Origin of the sequence: Pectobacterium betavasculorum (assembly GCF_000749845.1) — a bacterium.
In the GTDB taxonomy this organism is placed as follows: domain Bacteria; phylum Pseudomonadota; class Gammaproteobacteria; order Enterobacterales; family Enterobacteriaceae; genus Pectobacterium; species Pectobacterium betavasculorum.
Genome location: NZ_JQHM01000001.1, coordinates 1,038,198 through 1,058,134, shown reverse-complemented (window position 1 = coordinate 1,058,134; position 19,937 = coordinate 1,038,198). Strand labels below are relative to the sequence as shown.

Annotated in this window: 18 protein-coding genes, 2 pseudogenes and 1 other annotated feature; of the genes and pseudogenes, 14 read left to right on the top strand and 6 right to left on the bottom strand. The window is 50.1% G+C overall.

Translation table 11 applies throughout. The annotated features are described in order from the left end of the window. Nucleotides 1–113: 113 nt before the first annotated feature. Nucleotides 114–986, bottom strand: a complete 873-nt coding sequence (gene rnm / locus KP22_RS04830) for an RNase RNM (RefSeq protein ID WP_039299961.1) — start codon at nucleotides 984–986, stop codon at nucleotides 114–116. A gap of 220 nt (nucleotides 987–1,206) precedes the next feature. After that, nucleotides 1,207–1,311 (top strand) — a sequence feature (Trp leader region). A gap of 30 nt (nucleotides 1,312–1,341) precedes the next feature. Here rnm and KP22_RS04825 point away from each other — a divergent pair. From KP22_RS04825 to KP22_RS04795, 7 genes and pseudogenes are all read left to right on the top strand, one after another. Then, the gene (locus KP22_RS04825; protein WP_039299965.1) at nucleotides 1,342–2,904 is read left to right on the top strand and encodes an anthranilate synthase component 1; all 1,563 of its coding nucleotides are present in this window, start codon (nucleotides 1,342–1,344) and stop codon (nucleotides 2,902–2,904) included. Beyond that, nucleotides 2,904–3,475, top strand: a pseudogene (locus KP22_RS04820) (glutamine amidotransferase-related protein); the annotation flags it as partial. The gene KP22_RS04825 and the pseudogene KP22_RS04820, both read left to right, overlap by 1 nt. Before the next feature lie 93 nt (nucleotides 3,476–3,568). Beyond that, nucleotides 3,569–4,564: pseudogene (gene trpD, locus KP22_RS04815) on the top strand (anthranilate phosphoribosyltransferase); the annotation flags it as partial. Between the two features lie 7 nt (nucleotides 4,565–4,571). Continuing rightward, nucleotides 4,572–5,939 (top strand): bifunctional indole-3-glycerol-phosphate synthase TrpC/phosphoribosylanthranilate isomerase TrpF, encoded by a 1,368-nt coding sequence (gene trpCF / locus KP22_RS04810; protein ID WP_039299977.1) that lies wholly within the window; start codon nucleotides 4,572–4,574, stop codon nucleotides 5,937–5,939. 13 nt (nucleotides 5,940–5,952) lie between these two features. Beyond that, a complete protein-coding gene (gene trpB, locus KP22_RS04805; protein ID WP_197061542.1) occupies nucleotides 5,953–7,146 on the top strand; it encodes a tryptophan synthase subunit beta in 1,194 nt (397 codons plus the stop codon). Continuing rightward, nucleotides 7,146–7,952: a tryptophan synthase subunit alpha gene (trpA, locus tag KP22_RS04800; RefSeq protein WP_039322739.1), complete on the top strand. Its 807-nt coding sequence runs from the start codon at nucleotides 7,146–7,148 to the stop codon at nucleotides 7,950–7,952. The genes trpB and trpA overlap by 1 nt, the downstream gene beginning before the upstream one ends. Before the next feature lie 381 nt (nucleotides 7,953–8,333). Next, entirely contained in the window at nucleotides 8,334–9,065 is a 732-nt protein-coding gene (locus KP22_RS04795; protein WP_039299987.1) for an oligogalacturonate-specific porin KdgM family protein, read from the top strand. A 139-nt stretch (nucleotides 9,066–9,204) separates the two neighbouring features. Here KP22_RS04795 and ompW read toward each other — a convergent pair whose 3' ends face one another. After that, nucleotides 9,205–9,840: an outer membrane protein OmpW gene (ompW, locus tag KP22_RS04790; RefSeq protein ID WP_039299991.1), complete on the bottom strand. Its 636-nt coding sequence runs from the start codon at nucleotides 9,838–9,840 to the stop codon at nucleotides 9,205–9,207. A 348-nt stretch (nucleotides 9,841–10,188) separates the two neighbouring features. Here ompW and KP22_RS04780 point away from each other — a divergent pair, with 348 nt between their 5' ends. From KP22_RS04780 to yciA, 3 genes are all read left to right on the top strand, one after another. Continuing rightward, on the top strand, nucleotides 10,189–10,941 hold the full coding sequence (locus KP22_RS04780; protein WP_039299996.1) for a YciC family protein: 753 nt from the start codon (nucleotides 10,189–10,191) through the stop codon (nucleotides 10,939–10,941). A 198-nt stretch (nucleotides 10,942–11,139) separates the two neighbouring features. Next, the gene (locus tag KP22_RS04775; RefSeq protein WP_039300000.1) at nucleotides 11,140–11,706 is read left to right on the top strand and encodes a septation protein A; all 567 of its coding nucleotides are present in this window, start codon (nucleotides 11,140–11,142) and stop codon (nucleotides 11,704–11,706) included. Between the two features lie 103 nt (nucleotides 11,707–11,809). Next, nucleotides 11,810–12,232, top strand: coding sequence for an acyl-CoA thioester hydrolase YciA (gene yciA / locus KP22_RS04770; protein WP_039300003.1), 423 nt, complete (start codon nucleotides 11,810–11,812; stop codon nucleotides 12,230–12,232). A gap of 124 nt (nucleotides 12,233–12,356) precedes the next feature. Here yciA and tonB read toward each other — a convergent pair whose 3' ends face one another. Continuing rightward, nucleotides 12,357–13,115 (bottom strand): TonB system transport protein TonB, encoded by a 759-nt coding sequence (tonB, locus tag KP22_RS04765; protein ID WP_039300006.1) that lies wholly within the window; start codon nucleotides 13,113–13,115, stop codon nucleotides 12,357–12,359. 252 nt (nucleotides 13,116–13,367) lie between these two features. On the opposite strand from tonB, the gene KP22_RS04760 reads away from it, so the two are divergent. Next, nucleotides 13,368–13,664, top strand: coding sequence for a YciI family protein (locus tag KP22_RS04760; RefSeq protein WP_039300009.1), 297 nt, complete (start codon nucleotides 13,368–13,370; stop codon nucleotides 13,662–13,664). Nucleotides 13,665–13,795: 131 nt separating this feature from the next. Next, on the top strand, nucleotides 13,796–15,469 hold the full coding sequence (locus KP22_RS04755; protein ID WP_039322736.1) for a Tar ligand binding domain-containing protein: 1,674 nt from the start codon (nucleotides 13,796–13,798) through the stop codon (nucleotides 15,467–15,469). Between the two features lie 75 nt (nucleotides 15,470–15,544). Here the strand turns inward: KP22_RS04755 and KP22_RS22345 are convergent, their stop codons facing one another. Further along, entirely contained in the window at nucleotides 15,545–15,721 is a 177-nt protein-coding gene (locus tag KP22_RS22345) for a YciY family protein (protein ID WP_085996914.1), read from the bottom strand. Nucleotides 15,722–15,916: 195 nt separating this feature from the next. On the opposite strand from KP22_RS22345, the gene cls reads away from it, so the two are divergent. Together cls and KP22_RS04745 are read left to right on the top strand one after the other, a co-directional pair. Next, nucleotides 15,917–17,377, top strand: a complete 1,461-nt coding sequence (cls, locus tag KP22_RS04750) for a cardiolipin synthase (protein ID WP_039300016.1) — start codon at nucleotides 15,917–15,919, stop codon at nucleotides 17,375–17,377. A 55-nt stretch (nucleotides 17,378–17,432) separates the two neighbouring features. Continuing rightward, on the top strand, nucleotides 17,433–17,756 hold the full coding sequence (locus KP22_RS04745) for an HI1450 family dsDNA-mimic protein (RefSeq protein ID WP_039300020.1): 324 nt from the start codon (nucleotides 17,433–17,435) through the stop codon (nucleotides 17,754–17,756). 151 nt (nucleotides 17,757–17,907) lie between these two features. Here the strand turns inward: KP22_RS04745 and oppF are convergent, their stop codons facing one another. Next, on the bottom strand, nucleotides 17,908–18,942 hold the full coding sequence (oppF, locus tag KP22_RS04740; RefSeq protein WP_039322734.1) for a murein tripeptide/oligopeptide ABC transporter ATP binding protein OppF: 1,035 nt from the start codon (nucleotides 18,940–18,942) through the stop codon (nucleotides 17,908–17,910). Beyond that, nucleotides 18,939–19,934, bottom strand: coding sequence for an ABC transporter ATP-binding protein (gene oppD, locus KP22_RS04735; RefSeq protein WP_039322731.1), 996 nt, complete (start codon nucleotides 19,932–19,934; stop codon nucleotides 18,939–18,941). Before oppD ends, oppF begins: the two co-directional genes overlap by 4 nt. Between the last annotated feature and the right edge of the window lie 3 nt (nucleotides 19,935–19,937).

The window sequence follows — 19,937 nt, the reverse complement described above, 5'->3', positions numbered from 1 at the left end:
GGCGTTGCTTATCCCACACCGCGTCATAATGCAATAGGGTTATTATAGAACGTGTCGGTGGTAAAAGATTGTTATTTCATGAAATAGCGTTGCCATGACACGGTAATATCCCGCTAATCTGCCAATAATGGATGATGCCAAACGGGTTCGACATCAGCAGGCAGCCACAGTTTGCGACCCAGTTCAATCCAGGCACAAGGCAGATGAAAATCCGATCCTTGTGACGCCATCAGGTTGAAATCACGCGCATAGCGAGCAAGCTGCGTTCGCTCATCCGGTGCCTGTTGACATTGTGCAACTTCCATTGCAATCCCGCCGCTTTCTGCAAACATGGTTAACAGACGCTTTAACCATTTGGCCGTCAGATCGTAACGGCCTGGGTGAGCCAGCACAGACACACCGCCAGATTGATGAATAGCGTCGATAGCTTGCGGAATCGTGCACCACTGCGGTGGCACGTAGCCGGTTTTGCCTTTCGCCAGATACTTTTTAAACACTTGATTCATATTCGACGCGATACCCAATTCAATCAAATAACGCGCAAAATGTGCTCGTGTAATCTGCCCTCCCGTCGCCAAACGCTGTGCGCCAGCCAGCGCATCGGGAATGCGGGATTTCTCCAACCGAGTCGCGATTTGTTCCGCCCGCCTCTGCCGAGAGTCCGCCTGCTGTTGCAGCAATCCACTTAATGCGGGGTGTGCAATATCCATCCCCAATCCGACAATATGGATCTCATGATTTTCCCACAACGTGGAGATCTCTACGCCGGGAATCAACCTCATTGGCAGCCCTTGTTGCGCAATCGCATGTTGTGCTTCTTCAAGCCCGGCAATCGTGTCGTGATCGGTAATGGCCAGTACGCTCACCCGCATATCTACCGCCCGACGGACCAGCGCCGTCGGCGTTAACAGCCCATCAGACGCCGTGGTATGGCTATGTAAATCATAAAGTGGGAATGACGATATTGGTTGGGAATCTTCTGGCACAAGACTATCCATTAGCAAGAGTTATGCGAAGGCCGCATGATGCCATTAATAGGAAGAAAAGGGTAATTCCTGCCGTTTCCCTGAGTAATAAAATAATCCTATTGTAAGTGTTGACATTTTATCGTCGAACCAGTTAACTAGTACGCAAGCTCAGCACGCAAATATTGCTCGGTACACAAACAGCGAGATGATGATAATGGCAACGCAGAAAATGATGAAGCATGGTTGGTGGCGCGCTTCCCTATCGCGGGTGGACTAATCACGCATCGCTGTTATCACACATGCAGATATTCCCAGACCCGCTTAACTAAGCGGGTTTTTTATTGATGGGCACAACATTAAACGGATAGTAAGAATGCAAACAACACAACCGAAACTGGAACTGCTGCGTATTGAGGCCGTTTACCGTAATGACCCCAGCGCCATCTTCCATCAACTCTGCGGTGCCAGACCTGCCACGTTGCTGTTAGAGTCCGCTGAAATCGACAGCAAGGAAAACCTGAAAAGCCTATTAATCATTGATAGCGCGCTGCGCATCACCGCACTCGGCCAGCAGGTTTCTATTCAGGCATTAACCGCAAACGGTGCCAGTCTGTTGCCGCTGCTGGATGCCGCACTGCCTATGGAGGTTATCAACCAGCCGCGTCCGAACGGTCGTGAACTCACTTTTCCACTGGCAGATGACATGCTGGATGAAGATGCTCGCCTGCGTTCACTGTCTGTGTTTGACGCCTTACGTCAGATTCTGACGCTGGTTGCCAGCCCGCCAGACGAGCGTGAAGCCATGTTCCTCGGTGGTCTGTTTGCCTACGATTTGGTCGCCGGGTTTGAAGAATTACCCGCGCTGAGCCAGCAGCAGCGTTGCCCGGATTTTTGCTTCTATCTGGCCGAAACGCTGCTGGTGCTTGACCATCAAAAACGCGTGACCGCCCTGCAAGCCAGCTTGTTTACGCCAAGCCACAGCGAAAAACAGCGTCTGCAACAGCGTCTGGATCAATTACAATCTCAACTCACCCAACCGGCTCCTGCGCTGCCGAGCCAATCCATCGAAGACATGGCGCTGAGCTGCAACCAGAGCGATGAAGACTTTGGTGACGTCGTCAGCCAGATGCAGGATGCTATTCGCATCGGTGAAATTTTTCAGGTCGTGCCGTCACGCCGTTTCTCTCTGCCGTGTCCTTCACCGCTGGCCGCCTACCAAACGCTGAAAGATAACAACCCTAGCCCTTACATGTTTTACATGCAGGATCAGGATTTCACACTGTTCGGTGCCTCACCGGAAAGCTCTCTGAAATACGATGCCGACAGCCGCCAAATCGAAATTTACCCGATTGCCGGTACCCGCCCACGCGGTCGTCGTGCTGATGGATCGCTGGATCGCGATCTTGATAGCCGTATTGAGCTGGAAATGCGTACCGACCATAAAGAGCTAGCAGAACACCTAATGTTGGTAGATTTAGCCCGCAACGATCTGGCACGTATCTGTCAGCCAGGCAGTCGCTACGTTGCTGATTTAACCAAAGTTGACCGCTATTCCTTTGTGATGCATCTGGTCTCCCGCGTCGTTGGCACACTGCGCGAAGATTTGGATGTACTGCACGCCTACCGCGCCTGCATGAATATGGGTACGCTAAGCGGCGCACCGAAAGTTAGGGCAATGCAGTTGATTGCGGAAAGTGAGAAAACCCGACGCGGCAGCTACGGCGGCGCGGTGGGTTACTTCACCGCTCACGGCGATCTCGATACCTGCATCGTCATTCGCTCCGCCTATGTCGAAGACGGTATTGCCACCGTTCAGGCAGGTGCAGGTGTTGTTCTGGATTCTACCCCTCAGGCCGAAGCCGACGAAACACGCAACAAAGCCCGTGCCGTGCTGCGAGCCATTGCCAGTGCGCATCATGCAAAGGAGATCTTCTGATGGCCGACATCCTGCTGCTCGATAATATCGACTCATTCACCTACAACCTGGTGGATCAGCTGCGTGCCAGCGGTCATCAGGTCGTGATTTACCGTAACCATGTGCCTGCCGACGTCATCATCGCGCGTTTACAGCAGATGGAAAAACCGATTCTGATGCTCTCCCCTGGCCCCGGCACGCCTGCGGAGGCGGGCTGTATGCCTGAACTATTGCAACGTCTGCGCGGTCAGTTGCCGATTATCGGTATTTGCCTCGGCCATCAGGCCATCGTGGAAGCCTACGGCGGCCATGTCGGCCAAGCCGGAGAAATCCTGCATGGTAAAGCCTCTGCTATTGACCACGATGCCAGCGGCATGTTTAGCGGTTTACCGCACCCGTTGCCGGTCGCCCGTTACCACTCGCTGGTTGGCAGCAACATTCCTTCTACGCTAACCGTCAACGCACACTTCAACATGATGGTGATGGCTGTGCGTAACGATGCAGATCGCGTCTGCGGTTTTCAATTCCATCCTGAGTCGATCCTGACCACACACGGTGCTCGACTGCTGGAACAAACGCTGGACTGGGCGCTGGCTTAACGAGGGAATCGATGATGCAACTGTCTTCTACGCAACAATCTTCTAAGACCCGAGAACCATCTACTGCTCAGGATGTATTTATCATGCAAAACATACTGGAAAAATTATACCGCGCGGAAAATATCAGCCGTCAGGAAAGCCAGGCACTGTTTGGCGCGGTTATCCGCGGTGAACTGGAAGCCAGCCAACTGGCAGCAGCGTTGATTAGCATGAAAGTGCGCGGCGAGCATCCCGATGAAATCGCTGGTGCCGCCACAGCATTACTGGCCGATGCACAGCCGTTTCCACGCCCTGACTATTTATTTGCCGATATCGTCGGCACGGGCGGTGACGGCACGAACAGCATTAATATTTCAACCGCCAGCGCATTCGTTGCAGCCAGTTGTGGCCTGAAAATCGCCAAACACGGTAACCGCAGCGTGTCCAGCCGTTCAGGTTCATCCGACTTGCTTTCTGCTTTCGGTATTAAGCTGGATATGAGCGCGCAGGATTCACGCCAGGCGTTGGATGATTTGGGCGTGTGTTTCCTGTTTGCCCCGCAATATCATTTAGGTTTCCGCCATGCCATGCCGGTGCGTCAACAGCTCAAAACACGCACCGTCTTCAACGTGCTGGGGCCGTTGGTTAACCCGGCACGCCCTCCGCTGGCGCTGATTGGCGTGTATAGTCCAGAATTAGTCCGCCCTATCGCCGAAACGTTGAAAGTGCTGGGCTACCAGCGTGCCGCCGTCGTACACGGCGGTGGGATGGATGAAGTCGCGATTCATGCACCAACGCAGGTTGCCGAGTTAAATAACGGTGAGATCGAAACCTACGAACTCACGCATCGCGATTTTGGTCTGGATGCGCATCCTCTGTCGGCATTACAAGGCGGTACGCCGGAAGAAAATCGTGACATTCTCGCGTCGCTGCTACAAGGTAAAGGTGAACGCGCGCACGCCGCTGCGGTTGCCGCCAACGTTGCGTTGCTCCTGAGATTGTTCGGACAAGAAGATCTGCGCCAGAATGCGCAACAGGCACTTGAAGTCATTCATAGCGGACAGGCTTATCAGCGTGTTATCGCCCTGTCCGCCAGAGGATAATGGAACCATGCAGGAAACCGTATTACATAAAATTGTGCGTGACAAAGCACTCTGGATTGCAGAACGCGAGAAAACACAGCCGCTCGTCTCTTTTCAGCATGAGATCGTTCCCAGCCAGCGCGACTTTTATCAGGCGCTGAAACAGGATAAGCCCGCTTTTATTCTGGAATGCAAAAAGGCGTCGCCGTCCAAAGGGTTGATCCGCGACGATTTTGACCCAGTGGCGATTGCTCAGGTCTATAAAGATTATGCGTCCGCCATTTCCGTTTTAACCGACGAGCAGTATTTTCAGGGCGACTTTGCTTTTCTCCCGCAGGTCAGTGCGGCGGTACATCAGCCGGTGTTGTGCAAAGACTTTATTATTTCGTCCTACCAGATCTATCTGGCGCGTTACTACCAGGCCGATGCTATTCTGCTGATGCTGTCCGTGCTGGACGACGAGCAGTATCGGCAACTGGCCGAGGTAGCGCACAGCCTGAAACTGGGTGTGTTAACGGAAGTCAGTAATGAAGAAGAGCTACAGCGTGCTATTCAGCTCGAAGCGCGCGTCGTCGGGATCAACAACCGTGACCTGCGCGATCTCTCCATCGATCTCAACCGTACCCGGACACTCGCCCCTCGTCTGCCTGCTGGCGTAACGGTGATTAGTGAGTCCGGCATCAATCACCATGCGCAGATTCGTGAACTTAGCGCGTTTGCTCATGGGTTCTTGATCGGCAGCTCGCTGATGTCCGAGCCGGACCTCAGCGGTGCAGTACGCCGCGTCATTCTGGGCGAGAACAAAGTTTGCGGCCTGACGCGTGCAGTAGATGCACAGGCTGCCTATCAAGCGGGTGCACTCTATGGCGGATTAATCTTCGTCGCCAGTTCTCCACGCTATGTTGATGCCAAACAAGCCACCGATATTATCACCGGAGCTCCACTGCGCTATGTCGGTGTTTTCCGCAATGCGCCCGTCGAACATATCGTTGCTATCACGACGCAGTTGGGCTTAGCGGCTGTTCAACTACATGGCGATGAAGATCAACAGACGATCAACCAACTGCGCCAGCAATTACCCGCCGCGTGCCAGATCTGGAAAGCGCTGAGCATCGCGGATGTGCTGCCTGAGCGCGATCTCACCCACGTCGATCGCTACGTGTTTGACAACGGTCAGGGCGGCAGCGGTGAAACCTTCAACTGGTCGCTACTGGACAATCAACCACTGGATAATGTGCTGTTAGCCGGTGGCCTGAATAGCGATAACTGTGCCTTGGCCGCACAGCAAGGTTGCGCAGGACTGGATTTCAATTCCGGGGTGGAAAGCGAACCGGGGAAAAAAGATTCACATAAAATTGCTGCCGTTTTTGCGACGTTACGTCAGCAGCAACACTAAAACAGACGGGAAAATTATGACATTACTCAACCCTTACTTCGGTGAATTCGGCGGACAGTTTGTTCCGCAGATCCTCATCCCGGCGTTACGCCAGCTGGAAGAGGCTTTCGTCAGTGCACAAAAAGATCCTGAATTTCAGGCCGAATTTACCGATCTGCTAAAAAACTATGCGGGTCGCCCGACAGCGTTAACCCTGTGCCAAAATCTGACGGCAGGAACGAAAACCAAGCTGTACCTGAAACGCGAAGATCTGCTGCACGGTGGTGCGCACAAAACCAATCAGGTGCTTGGACAGGCATTGCTGGCTAAACGCATGGGTAAAAGTGAAATCATCGCTGAAACCGGTGCGGGCCAACACGGCGTTGCGACAGCGCTGGCTTGTGCGCTGCTCGGCTTGAAATGCCGCGTTTATATGGGGGCAAAAGACGTTGAGCGTCAGTCTCCGAACGTCTTCCGCATGCGTCTGATGGGGGCAGAAGTGATTCCGGTTCATAGCGGTTCTTCCACGCTGAAAGATGCCTGTAACGAAGCGCTGCGTGACTGGTCTGGCAGCTATGAAACGGCGCACTATCTGCTGGGAACGGCGGCGGGCCCACATCCTTACCCGACTATCGTGCGTGAATTCCAACGCATGATTGGCGAAGAGACGAAGGCGCAGATTCTGGAAAAAGAAGGTCGCTTGCCGGATGCGGTGCTGGCCTGTGTCGGCGGCGGCTCTAACGCAATCGGGATGTTCGCTGATTTCATCGACGATACCCATGTTCGTCTGATCGGCATTGAGCCTGGCGGCTTAGGCATTGAATCAGGGCAGCACGGTGCGCCGTTAAAACATGGCCGCGTCGGTATCTATTTCGGTATGAAGTCCCCGATGATGCAAACATCTGACGGACAAATTGAAGAGTCCTACTCTATTTCTGCCGGGCTGGATTTCCCGTCCGTAGGGCCGCAGCACGCCTATCTGAACAGTATCGGCCGGGCTGACTATGTTTCTATTACCGATGATGAAGCGCTGGAGGCTTTCAAAGCACTTTGCCGCGGCGAAGGGATTATTCCCGCGCTGGAATCATCCCACGCGTTGGCGCACGCCTTGAAAATGATCAAAGCGGAGCCGGAGAAAGAGCAACTGCTGGTGGTCAACCTGTCCGGCCGTGGTGATAAAGACATCTTTACCGTGCACGATATTTTGAAAGATCGGGGAGAAATCTAATGGAGCGCTATCAACAGCTGTTTACCCGCCTGGCAGAGAAAAATGAAGGCGCGTTCGTCCCTTTTGTTACATTGGGCGATCCGTCCCCCGAGCAGTCACTGAAGATTATCGATACGCTGATTGCCGCCGGTGCCGACGCGCTCGAGCTGGGCGTGCCCTTCTCTGATCCGTTAGCCGATGGGCCAACGATTCAGGACGCTAACTTACGTGCTTTTGCCGCGGGCGTTACACCCGGACAATGCTTCGAGATGTTAGCGACCCTACGCCAGAAATACCCAGAAATCCCGATTGGCCTGCTGATGTATGCCAATCTGGTTTTCAGCAACGGTATTGATGAATTTTATCAGCGTTGTGCTGAGGTTGGCGTCGATTCGGTTTTAGTCGCGGATGTTCCAGTAGTGGAATCAGCGGCTTTCCGTACCGCAGCGCTACGACACGGTATTGCTCCTATCTTTATCTGCCCACCCAATGCTGACGATGAGCTGCTGAGAGAGATTGCCTCTTATGGCCGTGGCTATACCTATCTGGTTTCACGCGCAGGCGTGACCGGGGCGGAGAAACGTGCTCAGTTGCCGCTGAACCATCTGGTTGCGAAACTGAACGCGTATCATGCCGCTCCGCCGCTACAAGGATTTGGCATTTCCGACCCTGCTCAAGTGCGGGAAACAGTAGCATCAGGCGCAGCGGGTGCCATTTCTGGTTCTGCGATCGTACGGATTATCGAAAAAAATCTGAACCAGCCTGATGTCATGCTGTCAGAATTACACGCCTTTGTGAGTGAAATGAAAGCCGCTACGCGTTCTTAACACTTTTCAGTGTGCGCGATTTATGCTTAACGCAAGCTATGTCGCGCGCCGAATAACATGTCATATCATTTCTTACTTTAATAAATAAAAAAATCAATCATAATTCGATCTCTATTTCATTATAAGTGTAAGGAATATTTTCAAATCGAAATAATTATTTACTCAAATTCAGAAAATCAATTAAATAACCCTCAATTTTTAAACCGCATAATTTCCATCAATAAAATACGAAGATAATCACATAATTGAGATCGTTTTAAATTTTCTCTTTTTAACGATCTCGTTCACATTACTGTAAAAAATAATAAATAGAATGGAGCCGCTGAACAAAAGTGGCAGCGCATTTTTAAATAATAATTCTCTTTGACTTGGGATAATAAAATGAAAGCTAAAATATTGACGATGATGGTAACTTCTTTAATCAGCTTAAGCTCCATGGCTGTTACGATTGACTATCGTCATGAAATGCAGGATACGGCAAAAAACGACCATAAAGATCGTCTGCTGATGTCCCACCGTTTCGACAACGGTTTTGGCCTGTCACTGGAAGGCAAGTGGGGTCAATCAAAAAGTGATACAACTCCAAATAAACCGTATAACGAAACAGTCAGCAACGGTACTGAAGTCACCGCAAGCTATCTGTACAAATTCGATAAAACCTTTGGTTTGGAAGCAGGCCTGAACATGGTCACGACGTCGGATGACAACAACTATCGTCCTTATATTAAAGGCACGGCTAACATCACCGATTCACTGTATTATGGCCTGCGCTACCGTGCATCTTATTTACGTAAAAGTAACAACATCGGTAACACCAATACCGCGGCGAACCCTACTGACATCAAAGGCTACACCATCACCAGTACGCTGGGTTATAAACTGCCAGCGAACTTTGTTGTTGAATACGAATTTGAATACGATAAGAAAACCAAAGCAGGAGCCCCTGGCTACATTGCTGACAACGACAACTATGGCCTCACTCACAACGTTAAATTAGCGTATAAATATGATAAAAACTGGACGCCTTACGCTGAAGTCGGCAACGTGGTTGGCAGCAAAAATACAGACGAACGTCAAACTCGCTACCGCGTAGGTGTACAATATAATTTCTAATGGCTAACGCCATTTAGAGAATAGATTCAATAGTAAATAGTGTTTCTTTATTGGTTTGTTATTTCCTGTCTATAAAAACGGCGAAGTTATTAACTTCGCCGTTTTTATTCTTCGTGTAATATTAAAATTAGGTTCGCAATCAGAAACGATAACCTACGCCAAACATAAATACCCACGGATCAAGACGGGTATGCACGCTTTGCTGATCGTTACCGGCTTTAAATTTCACATCGGTATCAATATCCATCCACCACACGGACATATTGAGCAGCCAGTTCTTATCCAGGTTATAATCCAACCCAGCCTGCGCAGCAATACCCCAAGAGTTTTTCAGGCTCAGATCGCTTAGCCCTGCACTTTTCCCTGTATCATTAAATTTCTCATCAAAGAACAGGGTGTAGTTCACACCAACGCCGAGATACGGGCGCAGCGTATCTTCTTTATCACCAAAGTAATATTGTGCTACCAGAGACGGCGGCAAATGTTTGACTTCAGCGATTGTCCCAGTGCTTCTCAAACCGATATTGTGGTTAAACGGGGTTGCAGCCAGCAGTTCGACACCAATGTTGTCCGTCACCATGTAGCTGAAGGTCAGACCCAACTGGGTATTGTTATTAGCCTGAAACGATCCCAGGCTGCCTAGTACGTTGTCCGAGCTTTCAGAGGGACGGACGGTTGCCGAGCCCGCCCTAACAATGAAATCACCCGCTTGATGAGCCTGCGCCAATGCAGGCATTAGCGCCGCTGCCAACAACAAGAAAGATGTCTTTTTCATTACCCACTCCATTTATAGGGTTTAAATTTCGAGCGAAATATACCCCTAAGTAGGTATTCTTGTTTTAATCCAGATCACATCTTTTAAATATTTTACGCCCAAATTGAACTGAATCATTTATCAGTAACCAATTAAATTTCATGGAATTGATCCAGATCAAAAACAGCGCAAGGCCATAAAATGCATCACCTATGGCAAAGAGAATCACTATTGGTAGCAACGCCACATTGATCTTGTGTGAAGGGAAAAGCAGCATTGCATCGTCGACGGGGTGCCACAGTGGGAATTAACAGGTTACAATCGTGAGTTAAGTTCTTTCTGTCGATTTATCTTTTTCAAGGAGCCTGCATGCCTATCACGGCTAACACGTTGTACCGTGACACAATGAATTTTACCCGTAACCAGTTCATCAGCATCTTAATGATGTCACTGCTGACGGCATTCATTACTGTCATACTGAATCATGCGTTATCGCCTTCTGGAGACGAGTTACAGATTCTGAGCAGTTCCAGTAGCGATCTGTCATCCTCCGTCGAATCGGGCTTAATGGACTTGATTCAGCAAATGACGCCGGAACAACAAACCGTGTTGCTGAAAATGTCGGCGGCAGGCACCTTTGCTGCGTTAGTGGGCAACGTGCTGCTAACGGGCGGGGTTCTGATGCTGATTCAGTTGGTTTCTGACGGACAACGCACCAGCGCTCTGCGCGCTATTGGCGCATCCGCACCGTTTTTATTGCGTTTGCTTTTCCTGATTCTGTTGTGCACCCTGCTCATCCAACTTGGCATGATGCTTCTGGTCATTCCTGGCGTGCTGCTGGCTATTGCGCTGAGTTTGTCACCCGTGATTGTCGTCACTGAAAAAAGCGGGATTTTCAGCGCCATTAAAACAAGCTCTAAACTGGCCTACGGTAACCTGCGTGCAACCGCGCCTGCTATCGTGATGTGGCTGCTGGCTAAAATCGCTATTTTGCTGATCGTGTCGAAGTTGCCGATTTCCTCACCTACCGTGCTAGCCGTGGTTCTAAACGGTTTGAGCAACCTTATTTCCGCAATCCTGCTCATTTATCTATTCCGACTTTATATGCTACTGCGCGCTTAATTACCGCACATTACCTATGCCACTGTTTTGGTGGCATAGGTTCCGCCAGATCCCGTTCGCTATCTACCCAATCGTAATTTTCTGCAAATTATTACAATATCTTGGGAATGGTGTTCCACAATAAAGGATAATGGCATGAACTATCAGGTAACTCTCGCGGGTTATGATTACGACACTGTTGAGTGATGGATTGACATAATGAAGCAACTTCTTGATTTTATACCGTTGGTCGTTTTTTTTGCGGCCTATAAACTTTATGACATCTATATTGCATCGGGTGCACTGATTGCGGCAACGGCGTTGTCACTTGCTGTCACTTGGGTGATGTATCGTAAAATAGAGAAAATGACGCTGGTCACTTTTGCAATGGTTGTCGTTTTCGGTTCACTAACGCTGGTGTTCCATAATGATCTGTTCATCAAATGGAAAGTCACCATCATCTACGCTTTGTTTGCCGTTGCTCTGCTGGTTAGTCAGTTTGTCATGAAACAGACTCTGATTCAGAAGATGCTGGGCAAAGAGCTAACCTTGCCACAGCCCGTCTGGGGGAAACTTAATTTCGCCTGGGCTCTGTTCTTTCTGGTGTGTGGATTGGTTAATATCTACATTGCTTTTTGGCTACCGCAAAGCGTTTGGGTCAATTTTAAAGTCTTTGGTCTGACCGGTGTGACACTGCTGTTTACGCTGATTTGCGGCGTCTATATTTATCGCCACTTGCCTAACGACCAAGAGAAATCAGAAGAAGAAAAAAGCGAGCAACAGTAATCGCTAAAGCAATACAAATTGTTTGATAAATACACTATACCCAGCCACAAGATCGTTTCTACGGCTGGGTATACTCAATTTAACCAACTTGACTGATTGCAAAATGAGCACACAAAACGTGTTACCACAGGGCGAACTGGTTCTCCGCACGCTGGCAATGCCAGCCGATACTAATGCAAACGGCGATATTTTTGGCGGCTGGCTGATGTCGCAAATGGACATCGGCGGTGCGATTTTGGCAAAAGAAATCGCCGAGGGACGTGTCGTCACCGTACGGGTTGATGGAATGTCGTTCTTAAAACCTGTCGCCGTCGGCGATGTGGTTTGCTGCTATGCGCGCTGCTTACGCACGGGTCGTAGTTCTATCAACATCAACGTTGAAGTATGGGTGAAGAAAGTCTCTTCTGAGCCGATTGGACAGCGCTATCGGGCCACCGAAGCGCTATTCACCTACGTCGCAGTCGATGAAGAAGGCCATCCGCGCGAGCTGCCAGCAGGTAAAAGCAGCTTCACGCCAAGCGAGTAACTTCTGACACTTTTTTTGCGTAGATGCGACATCATCTATCCTGAAGAATTGACAGATAGAGAACTAACGAAAACGAGGTGTCATCAGCCAAAGATGACACCTCGTTTCTTTTTACTGGTGTGAATTATTCGACGGCTGCCCCGCCATCAATTTTAAAGACGATGGTCACAACCAAATCCTTACCCGGCTTGTTCGCTTCGTAGCGCCATTTACGCATCGCCTGTTTGATGTCACGCTCGAACATATTGCGCGGTTCGGCAGAAAGCACGCGAACATTGTCAACACGTCCAGATTCATCCACATCAAACTGCATTTTCACTCGCCCTTCGACACGCAGAGAGAACGCACGAGCCGGATACTGGGGCTGTGCACGACTCAACGGGCGCGGCCCACTTGACTGTGAGCTTGCGGCTGGCGCCTGCTTCACTGGTGCATTATTCACGTTGCGCGTCGGCTCTTCGCTGGTAAACGGTGACGGTGGCTGTTTTTCAACGGTCGGCTCACGTTTGACCGGCTTCGGCTGCTCAACCTTCTTCACCGGCTTGGGTTCCGGTTTAGGTTTCGGCGGCTTGGGCTTAGGCTCGGGTAATGGCATAGGAACCGGCTGCGGCACTGGCTCCGGTTCTGGAATCGGTTCCGGCTCTGGCTCTGGCTCCGGTTGCTTAACTGGCTCTGGTTCAGGCGCAGATTTGGCAGCAGGTGCCGCTTCATAAGCCGCAGGGTTAACCATCACAACGCTGATAGGCTTAGATTCCTGCGGTAATTCGATTGAATTATTAAATGACGCGTACAGCAAACCTGCAATCAGTGAACCGTGAAAACCAACTGAAAGTATGAATGGCCATGAGTAACGGCGGGTTAAAAAAAACTTTTTTTGCGGCATAGTCTGTCTTTATCCTCTTATGCCGCCCAAGTTTAAATGCAAATAGCAATCATATTCAATAACAACGCATGGAATTGTAAAAAAAACAGAAATCGTGGGGGGATTAGTCTGGCAAATCAACCTATTGTCCTCGAACAACATCACGTATGATGATAAAAACACGTTTCTCTTACCCGATAGCGTTTGGCCACTGGGGATCCCTACCCAGCATCACAAACGAGAGAGGGTACCTTCCTAACCAATGAGGTCGCTATGCTCTATGTCATTTATGCTGAAGATAATGTTGATTCATTAGCAAAACGCCTGTCGGTAAGACCAGACCATCTTGCTCGCTTACAGATATTGCGCGATCAAGGGCGGCTGATTACCGCAGGTCCGTTACCTGCGATTGATAGTGAAGATCCAGGACAGGCTGGTTTTAGCGGTTCTGTGATTATCGCCGAATTCACATCGCTGGATGAGGCAACAGCATGGGCCAATGCCGACCCCTACATCGCAGCCGGTGTCTATAAACACGTCAGCGTGAAGCCATTCAAAAAAGTGTTTTAAACATCCAATTGATACAGGTCATGGTTGCATGAAAAAGCCATGGCCCTTTTCGCCCCCGTCAAAAGCTGAAATATTTTAGTCATTTAACAGTGATAGTTTGACCGTTATTCATCTATAGAGAGTCAACAATCATGTTAATGCCTGCGATTTTGCGAAACGGAGTTGCACGTATCCGCCGCCGTCATCGCCTCAGTATTCTCTCCGGATTGTTATTGATCATTGGGTTATTTTCTTTATTACAATTGGTTTCCGTCGGCGTCATTTCTCAAACCATGACTCAGGTTCGGCAGGATATTTCTGCTAACGAGAGCCTTCGCCAGCAACAAGCGTTAATGGATAAAGCGCGGATGGAAGTCATGAATGCCAGCGACAAGCTCAACCGCGCAGGCATTTATCTGTTGGTAGACAAAGAAACCGGGTCTGAAGGTAGCTGGCACAGCCTGATGGATGAAGCTGAAGTATCTCTAAAACAGGCAAAAAAACATTATCAATTACTGGAAACAGCCACGACAGCGGAAACTGACACCGAGGCATTTGTCGGTTTGAAAAAGAGCTACAACCAGCTTTATTCAGGGCTTGTCGAGCTGGCAGAGGGAATAAAAACCATCAATCAGATTGATATTTTCTTTGCTGTCCCGGTTCAGGCCTATCAAAGCGATTTTACCCAAAAGTATGCACACTATCTGCAAGATACTGATGCACTGCAAAAACAACATGGCCAACAATTTTTATCCTCTCTTGATCGGGCGAAAACAATTTTCATCACGGTTTTAGGACTTTTACTGGCGATCGCAATTGCCGTTTGGATTGGTGTTAGCCAGGTCATTATTCGCCCGTTGACGCACATCATTGCCCATTTAAAGCTAATCGCGGCAGGCGATCTTTCTCATTCGGTCAACGCAAAGACACGGGGTACACGGGAAGTTGAACAGCTCAATACCAGCGTCATCCAAATGCAGAAAGGTCTGGTTACCTTGGTTAATCAGGTGCGTCAGGGCGTTGATCACATGGTGACGCAGGTCGATCGCGTGGCTGAGGATAACCATCGGCTTTCCGAACAGGCGAATCGCCAATCCCACGAGCTAAAAGTCACCACAGAACATATTATTCAGCTTAGCCAGCATCTGGAAAAAAATACCCAGCATACCCAACAGGCTAATTTGCACGCAGAAGACACCAGCAAAATCGCTGCGCAGGGTGAAACGATGATGAACGACGTCAAGGCAGCAATGTCAGATATTGCAGGCAGAACACGCGAAATGACAGAAGCCATCAGGATGATTGAGAACGTCGCATTCCAGACCCATATCTTGTCATTGAATGCAGCGATTGAAGCGGCTCGAGCCGGGACGATGGGACGAGGCTTTGCCGTTGTCGCACGAGAAGTCGGCTCACTGGCTTCACAAAGCAGTCATTCCGCACAAAGTATCAATGTGCTGATTCGTGATTCTGATAACAGCGTAACTGCCGGAGCACGACTGGTGAACAAACTCAATGACAGCCTGCATAACATCATTCAAACGGCGAAAGGGACTGGCACGTTCCTGAGCGAGATCTCGGAGATATCACACCAGCAGAATGAAAGCATTCATGAAGTGACCGACCGACTCAGCACACTGAACGACACCGTCAGAGAAAATGCAGGACAGGTAGAAGCCTCCGCACACACCTTCTCTTCACTTCTGGAGCTAACGGAACGCCTAAACACCTCGGTGTCGCTGTTTATCCTTCCCTCGACAGAAGCTGATGTGAATCCGATGATAGCTCAGAAAGAAGGGACGCAGCGCATTTCCGTGATGGGATAAGTTGATAAGGAAATAAGATCCGTTATGCAATAAAAAATAGCGACCACAGCTCAGGTCGCTATTTTTCTCACTGGCTTACCAGTCGTAGGTTACCGCATAGAGCAATGCCCGCCGTTGCTGCTTTTGTTGCAGATAACGGGCAGAGCGGATATGGCGATAAGTACGTGATTGAGCCTCCAACCATCGACTTCTTCTACGCTGGACCTGGCGTAACATCCGCCAGCGCCCCACTTCATTCCGACTGCGTTTCATGATGCAACTCTTGTTAATCCACTCGCGCTGGGCATTATACCCTCCTCATAGGTGACGACAATCGGTGAATCAACCTCTCCGTGATTCTCTTCTTATCCAATTACGCTATTTTATTCAGAGGAAAGGCATTTCCCCTTTTATAAATCTATGAGTACACTTTGTTAATTCTTTGCAGAAGGGAACTGTGCTGCGTTTATGTCGACATTTTATACCGTAATAAGTTGGTTACTGGTTTTTAGCTACTGGTTGCTGATCGCAGGTGTGACCTTGCGTATTCTGATGAAACGTAGGGCGGTGCCTTCTGCAATGGCCTGGCTACTGGTGATTTATATTCTGCCACTTGTCGGTATTGTCGCTTATCTTTCATTTGGCGAACTTCATCTCGGCAAACGTCGTGCTGAGCGTGCCAGCAAAATGTGGCCATCAACGGCAAAATGGCTGCGCGAGTTAAAGGAATATCGCCGTATTTTCGCGACGGAAAACAGTGAAGTCGCCAGTGCGTTATTCCAGCTCTGTGAACGTAGACAAGGGGTTGGTGGCGTCAAAGGCAATCAGTTGCAATTGATGACCACATTTGATGACACTATTAAAGCGCTATTGCGTGACATTGAACTCGCGCGTAACAACATCGAAATGGTGTTCTACATCTGGCAACCCGGTGGTCTGGTCGAGCAAGTCACCTCTTCTCTTATCGCGGCTGCACGACGCGGCGTGCATTGCCGTATCCTGCTGGACTCGGCTGGCAGCGTTCAATTTTTCCGCCAACATCATCCCGAGCTCATGCGCACCGCTGGGATAGAAGTGGTCGAAGCGCTGAAAGTGAATCTATTCCGTGCTTTCCTGCGCCGTATGGATTTACGACAGCACCGTAAAATTATCCTGATCGACAGCCGTATTGCTTATACCGGCAGCATGAATATGGTCGATCCACGCCTCTTCAAACAGGATGCAGGGGTTGGGCAATGGATTGACCTGATGGCACGTATTGAAGGCCCGGTGGCGACCACAATGGGCATCATTTATTGCTGCGACTGGGAAATGGAAACAGGGAAACGCCTGCTGCCGCCGCCGCCTGATGTTAACTTCATGCCTTTTGAACAGGAGAGCGGCCATACCATTCAGGTTATTGCATCCGGCCCCGGTTACCCGGAAGAGATGATTCATCAGGCGCTGCTGACGTCCGTCTATTCGGCACGTAAGCAGTTGATCATGACAACACCTTACTTCGTGCCCAGCGACGACCTTTTGCACGCTATTTGTACCGCCGCCCAGCGCGGTGTAGATGTCAGCATTATTGTTCCGCACAAGAACGACTCTGTATTAGTCGGCTGGGCCAGCCGGGCGTTCTTCACGGAACTGCTAGCCGCAGGGGTAAAAATTTACCAATTCAAAGACGGGCTGCTACATACTAAAAGCGTGCTGGTTGATGGACAACTGAGCCTGATCGGTACGGTGAATCTGGATATGCGCAGCCTGTGGCTGAATTTTGAAATCACACTGGTGATTGATGATGCCGGATTCGGCAGCGATCTAGCCTGCGTGCAGGAAGACTATATCGCCCGTTCACGTCTGTTAAACGCGACGCAGTGGCAAAACCGCCCTTATTGGCAACGCATCGTCGAGCGGCTGTTCTACTTTTTCAGCCCCCTGCTATAAATACGCGTTTTCCCGTGTTCTAATAAGACTATTGGGAATTAACAGGAATTACGTTATGGATTTGAATAACCGCCTGACCGAAGACGAAGCATTGGAACAGGCCTACGATATCTTTTTGGAACTCGCAGCTGATAACCTCGATCCGGCAGATATTCTGCTGTTCAACCTGCAATTCGAAGAGCGCGGTGGCGCAGAGTTATTCGATCCCGCTGAAGACTGGGCTGAGCACGTTGATTTCGATTTGAATCCAGACTTCTTTGCCGAAGTCGTGATTGGGCTGGCCGAGAATGACGGTGAAGAAATTACCGATATCTTTGCCCGCGTGCTAATTTGCCGGGAAAAAGACCACAAACTTTGCCACATTCTGTGGAAAGAATAATTCGTTTCGCCTCAACGCAAAGCATCTAAAAACGCGGGTGATTCTATTTACAGCGTCTTTACGATCTATCAACGCTCAACGTACATTGTCAACAATGCAAGGCGTCTCTCACAGGAGACGCCTTTTTTACATCAGTAGCCGATAAAACGGATTACTGTGGTTCAGCTTCTGCTACTGGCAGCAGCGCCTGAGGATCGACCTTCAGACACGAAACAGCGTGCGTAAAGCTCCCTTCCAACAAAGGGCGAGTTTTCGTGCACTCAGGGCCGACAACCGGGCAGCGAGTGCAAAATACACAGCCCGATGGCGGATTGATCGGTGACGGCAAATCCCCTTCCAGCAGTTGTATCTTCTTGTTGCGCTCCTGATCGGGATCGGGAATTGGCACGGCAGACATCAGCGCGCGAGTATACGGATGCTGTGGGTTTTGATAAACCTGATCGTAGGTTCCCAGCTCTACTGCATGGCCCAGATACATCACCAACACGCGATCGGAAATGTGCTTCACTACCGATAAGTCATGAGCGATGAAAATCAGCGACAGGCGCATTTCACGCTGTAGCTGACGCAGTAGGTTGACAACCTGTGCCTGAATCGATACGTCCAATGCGGAAACCGGTTCATCACAGATAATCAGCTTCGGCTCCAGAATCAGCGCACGCGCGATCCCAATACGCTGGCACTGTCCGCCAGAGAATTCATGCGGATAGCGGTTAATCAGGCTCGGTAGCAGCCCAACCTTCGACATCATCACTTTCACGCGATCTTTCACCGTCTGTCGATCAAGCTCTGGATGATAAACTTTTAACGGCTCGGCAATAATTTCGCCAATGTTCATGCGTGGATTCAGCGACGCCAGAGGATCCTGAAATATCATCTGAATATCGCTACGCGTTGCGCGCCATTGATCGGCACTCATCCCCAGCAGGTCTTTCCCCAGCCAGGTCACCCGACCGTCCGTCGCTTTTACCAACCCGATAATCGCACGCGCCAGTGTAGATTTTCCGCAGCCGGATTCCCCTACCACGCCCAGCGTTTCACCTTCATACAAACGTAGCGTCACACCATCGACCGCTTTCAGTTTTTTTGGCGGCTGCCAGAACCACTGCTTATCGTCTCTGACATCAAAGTGGACTTTCAGATCGTCCACTTCTAACAACACCTTTTTCTCGTCCGCGTTGTTCATACCACCTCCTCAATCGCTCTAAAGCAGGCGCGCAAGCGGCCATTACCAAAGGATTCCAGCGCTGGGGCGCTATGGCAGACATCCATTGAATACGGGCAGCGCGGTTGAAACGGACACCCTTTCGGCAAACGCAGTAAGTTCGGTGGATTACCTGGAATCGTCGCCAACACGTCATCCTCTGCATCCAGACGCGGCACAGCATTCAGCAGGCCAACGGAATACGGGTGGCTCGGATGATAAAAGACATCACGGGCAACACCATATTCCATGGTACGCCCGGCGTACATGACCAGAACTTTGTCACAAATGCCAGCCACCACGCCCAGGTCATGGGTGATCATGATAATGGCAGTATTAAACTCGCGCTTCAGCTCGTTCAGTAGCGTCATAATCTGCGCCTGAACCGTTACATCCAGTGCCGTTGTCGGTTCATCGGCAATCAGCAGCTTCGGCCGACACAGCAGCGCCATCGCGATCATCACACGCTGACGCATCCCGCCGGAAAACTCATGTGGATACATCTTCATACGCTTACGCGCTTCCGGCATTTTAACCGCGTCAAGCATGTTGACCGACTCTTCAAACGCTTCGCTTTTGCTCAAGCGTTTGTGCAACATCAGCACTTCCATCAGTTGTTCACCGACGCGCATGTAAGGGTTCAGCGACGTCATCGGGTCTTGGAAGATCATACTGATTTCTTCAGCCCGCAGCTTATTCAATTGGTTTTCAGGTAAATTGAGAATTTCTTTGCCACGAAAACGTGCCGAGCCGCCAATACGGCCATTGCGAGCCAGCAACCCCATCAACGCAAACGCGGTCTGCGATTTACCCGATCCCGATTCACCGACAATTCCCAGCGTTTCACCCGCGTTAAGCGTGAAGTTCAGGTCGTTAACCGCCGTCACGTCGCCATCCTGCGTGTTGAACGTTACCCGGAGATCCTGAACATGTAGCAGCGCGTCGTGCGCGCCAGTTAATTCAATCTTGCTCATGTT

Excerpts from the sequence above, each read along its gene's own strand:
- yciA (WP_039300003.1), top strand. The coding sequence starts at position 11,810 with ATGAGCACACAAAACGTGTTACCACAGGGCGAACTGGTTCTCCGCACG.
- tonB (WP_039300006.1), bottom strand. The coding sequence starts at position 13,115 with ATGCCGCAAAAAAAGTTTTTTTTAACCCGCCGTTACTCATGGCCATTC.
- KP22_RS04745 (WP_039300020.1), top strand. The coding sequence starts at position 17,433 with ATGGATTTGAATAACCGCCTGACCGAAGACGAAGCATTGGAACAGGCC.
- KP22_RS04825 (WP_039299965.1), top strand. The coding sequence starts at position 1,342 with ATGCAAACAACACAACCGAAACTGGAACTGCTGCGTATTGAGGCCGTT.
- KP22_RS04760 (WP_039300009.1), top strand. The coding sequence starts at position 13,368 with ATGCTCTATGTCATTTATGCTGAAGATAATGTTGATTCATTAGCAAAA.
- ompW (WP_039299991.1), bottom strand. The coding sequence starts at position 9,840 with ATGAAAAAGACATCTTTCTTGTTGTTGGCAGCGGCGCTAATGCCTGCA.
- trpA (WP_039322739.1), top strand. The coding sequence starts at position 7,146 with ATGGAGCGCTATCAACAGCTGTTTACCCGCCTGGCAGAGAAAAATGAA.
- KP22_RS22345 (WP_085996914.1), bottom strand. The coding sequence starts at position 15,721 with ATGAAACGCAGTCGGAATGAAGTGGGGCGCTGGCGGATGTTACGCCAG.
- KP22_RS04755 (WP_039322736.1), top strand. The coding sequence starts at position 13,796 with ATGTTAATGCCTGCGATTTTGCGAAACGGAGTTGCACGTATCCGCCGC.
- KP22_RS04775 (WP_039300000.1), top strand. The coding sequence starts at position 11,140 with ATGAAGCAACTTCTTGATTTTATACCGTTGGTCGTTTTTTTTGCGGCC.
- cls (WP_039300016.1), top strand. The coding sequence starts at position 15,917 with ATGTCGACATTTTATACCGTAATAAGTTGGTTACTGGTTTTTAGCTAC.
- oppF (WP_039322734.1), bottom strand. The coding sequence starts at position 18,942 with ATGAACAACGCGGACGAGAAAAAGGTGTTGTTAGAAGTGGACGATCTG.
- KP22_RS04795 (WP_039299987.1), top strand. The coding sequence starts at position 8,334 with ATGAAAGCTAAAATATTGACGATGATGGTAACTTCTTTAATCAGCTTA.
- trpCF (WP_039299977.1), top strand. The coding sequence starts at position 4,572 with ATGCAGGAAACCGTATTACATAAAATTGTGCGTGACAAAGCACTCTGG.
- oppD (WP_039322731.1), bottom strand. The coding sequence starts at position 19,934 with ATGAGCAAGATTGAATTAACTGGCGCGCACGACGCGCTGCTACATGTT.
- KP22_RS04780 (WP_039299996.1), top strand. The coding sequence starts at position 10,189 with ATGCCTATCACGGCTAACACGTTGTACCGTGACACAATGAATTTTACC.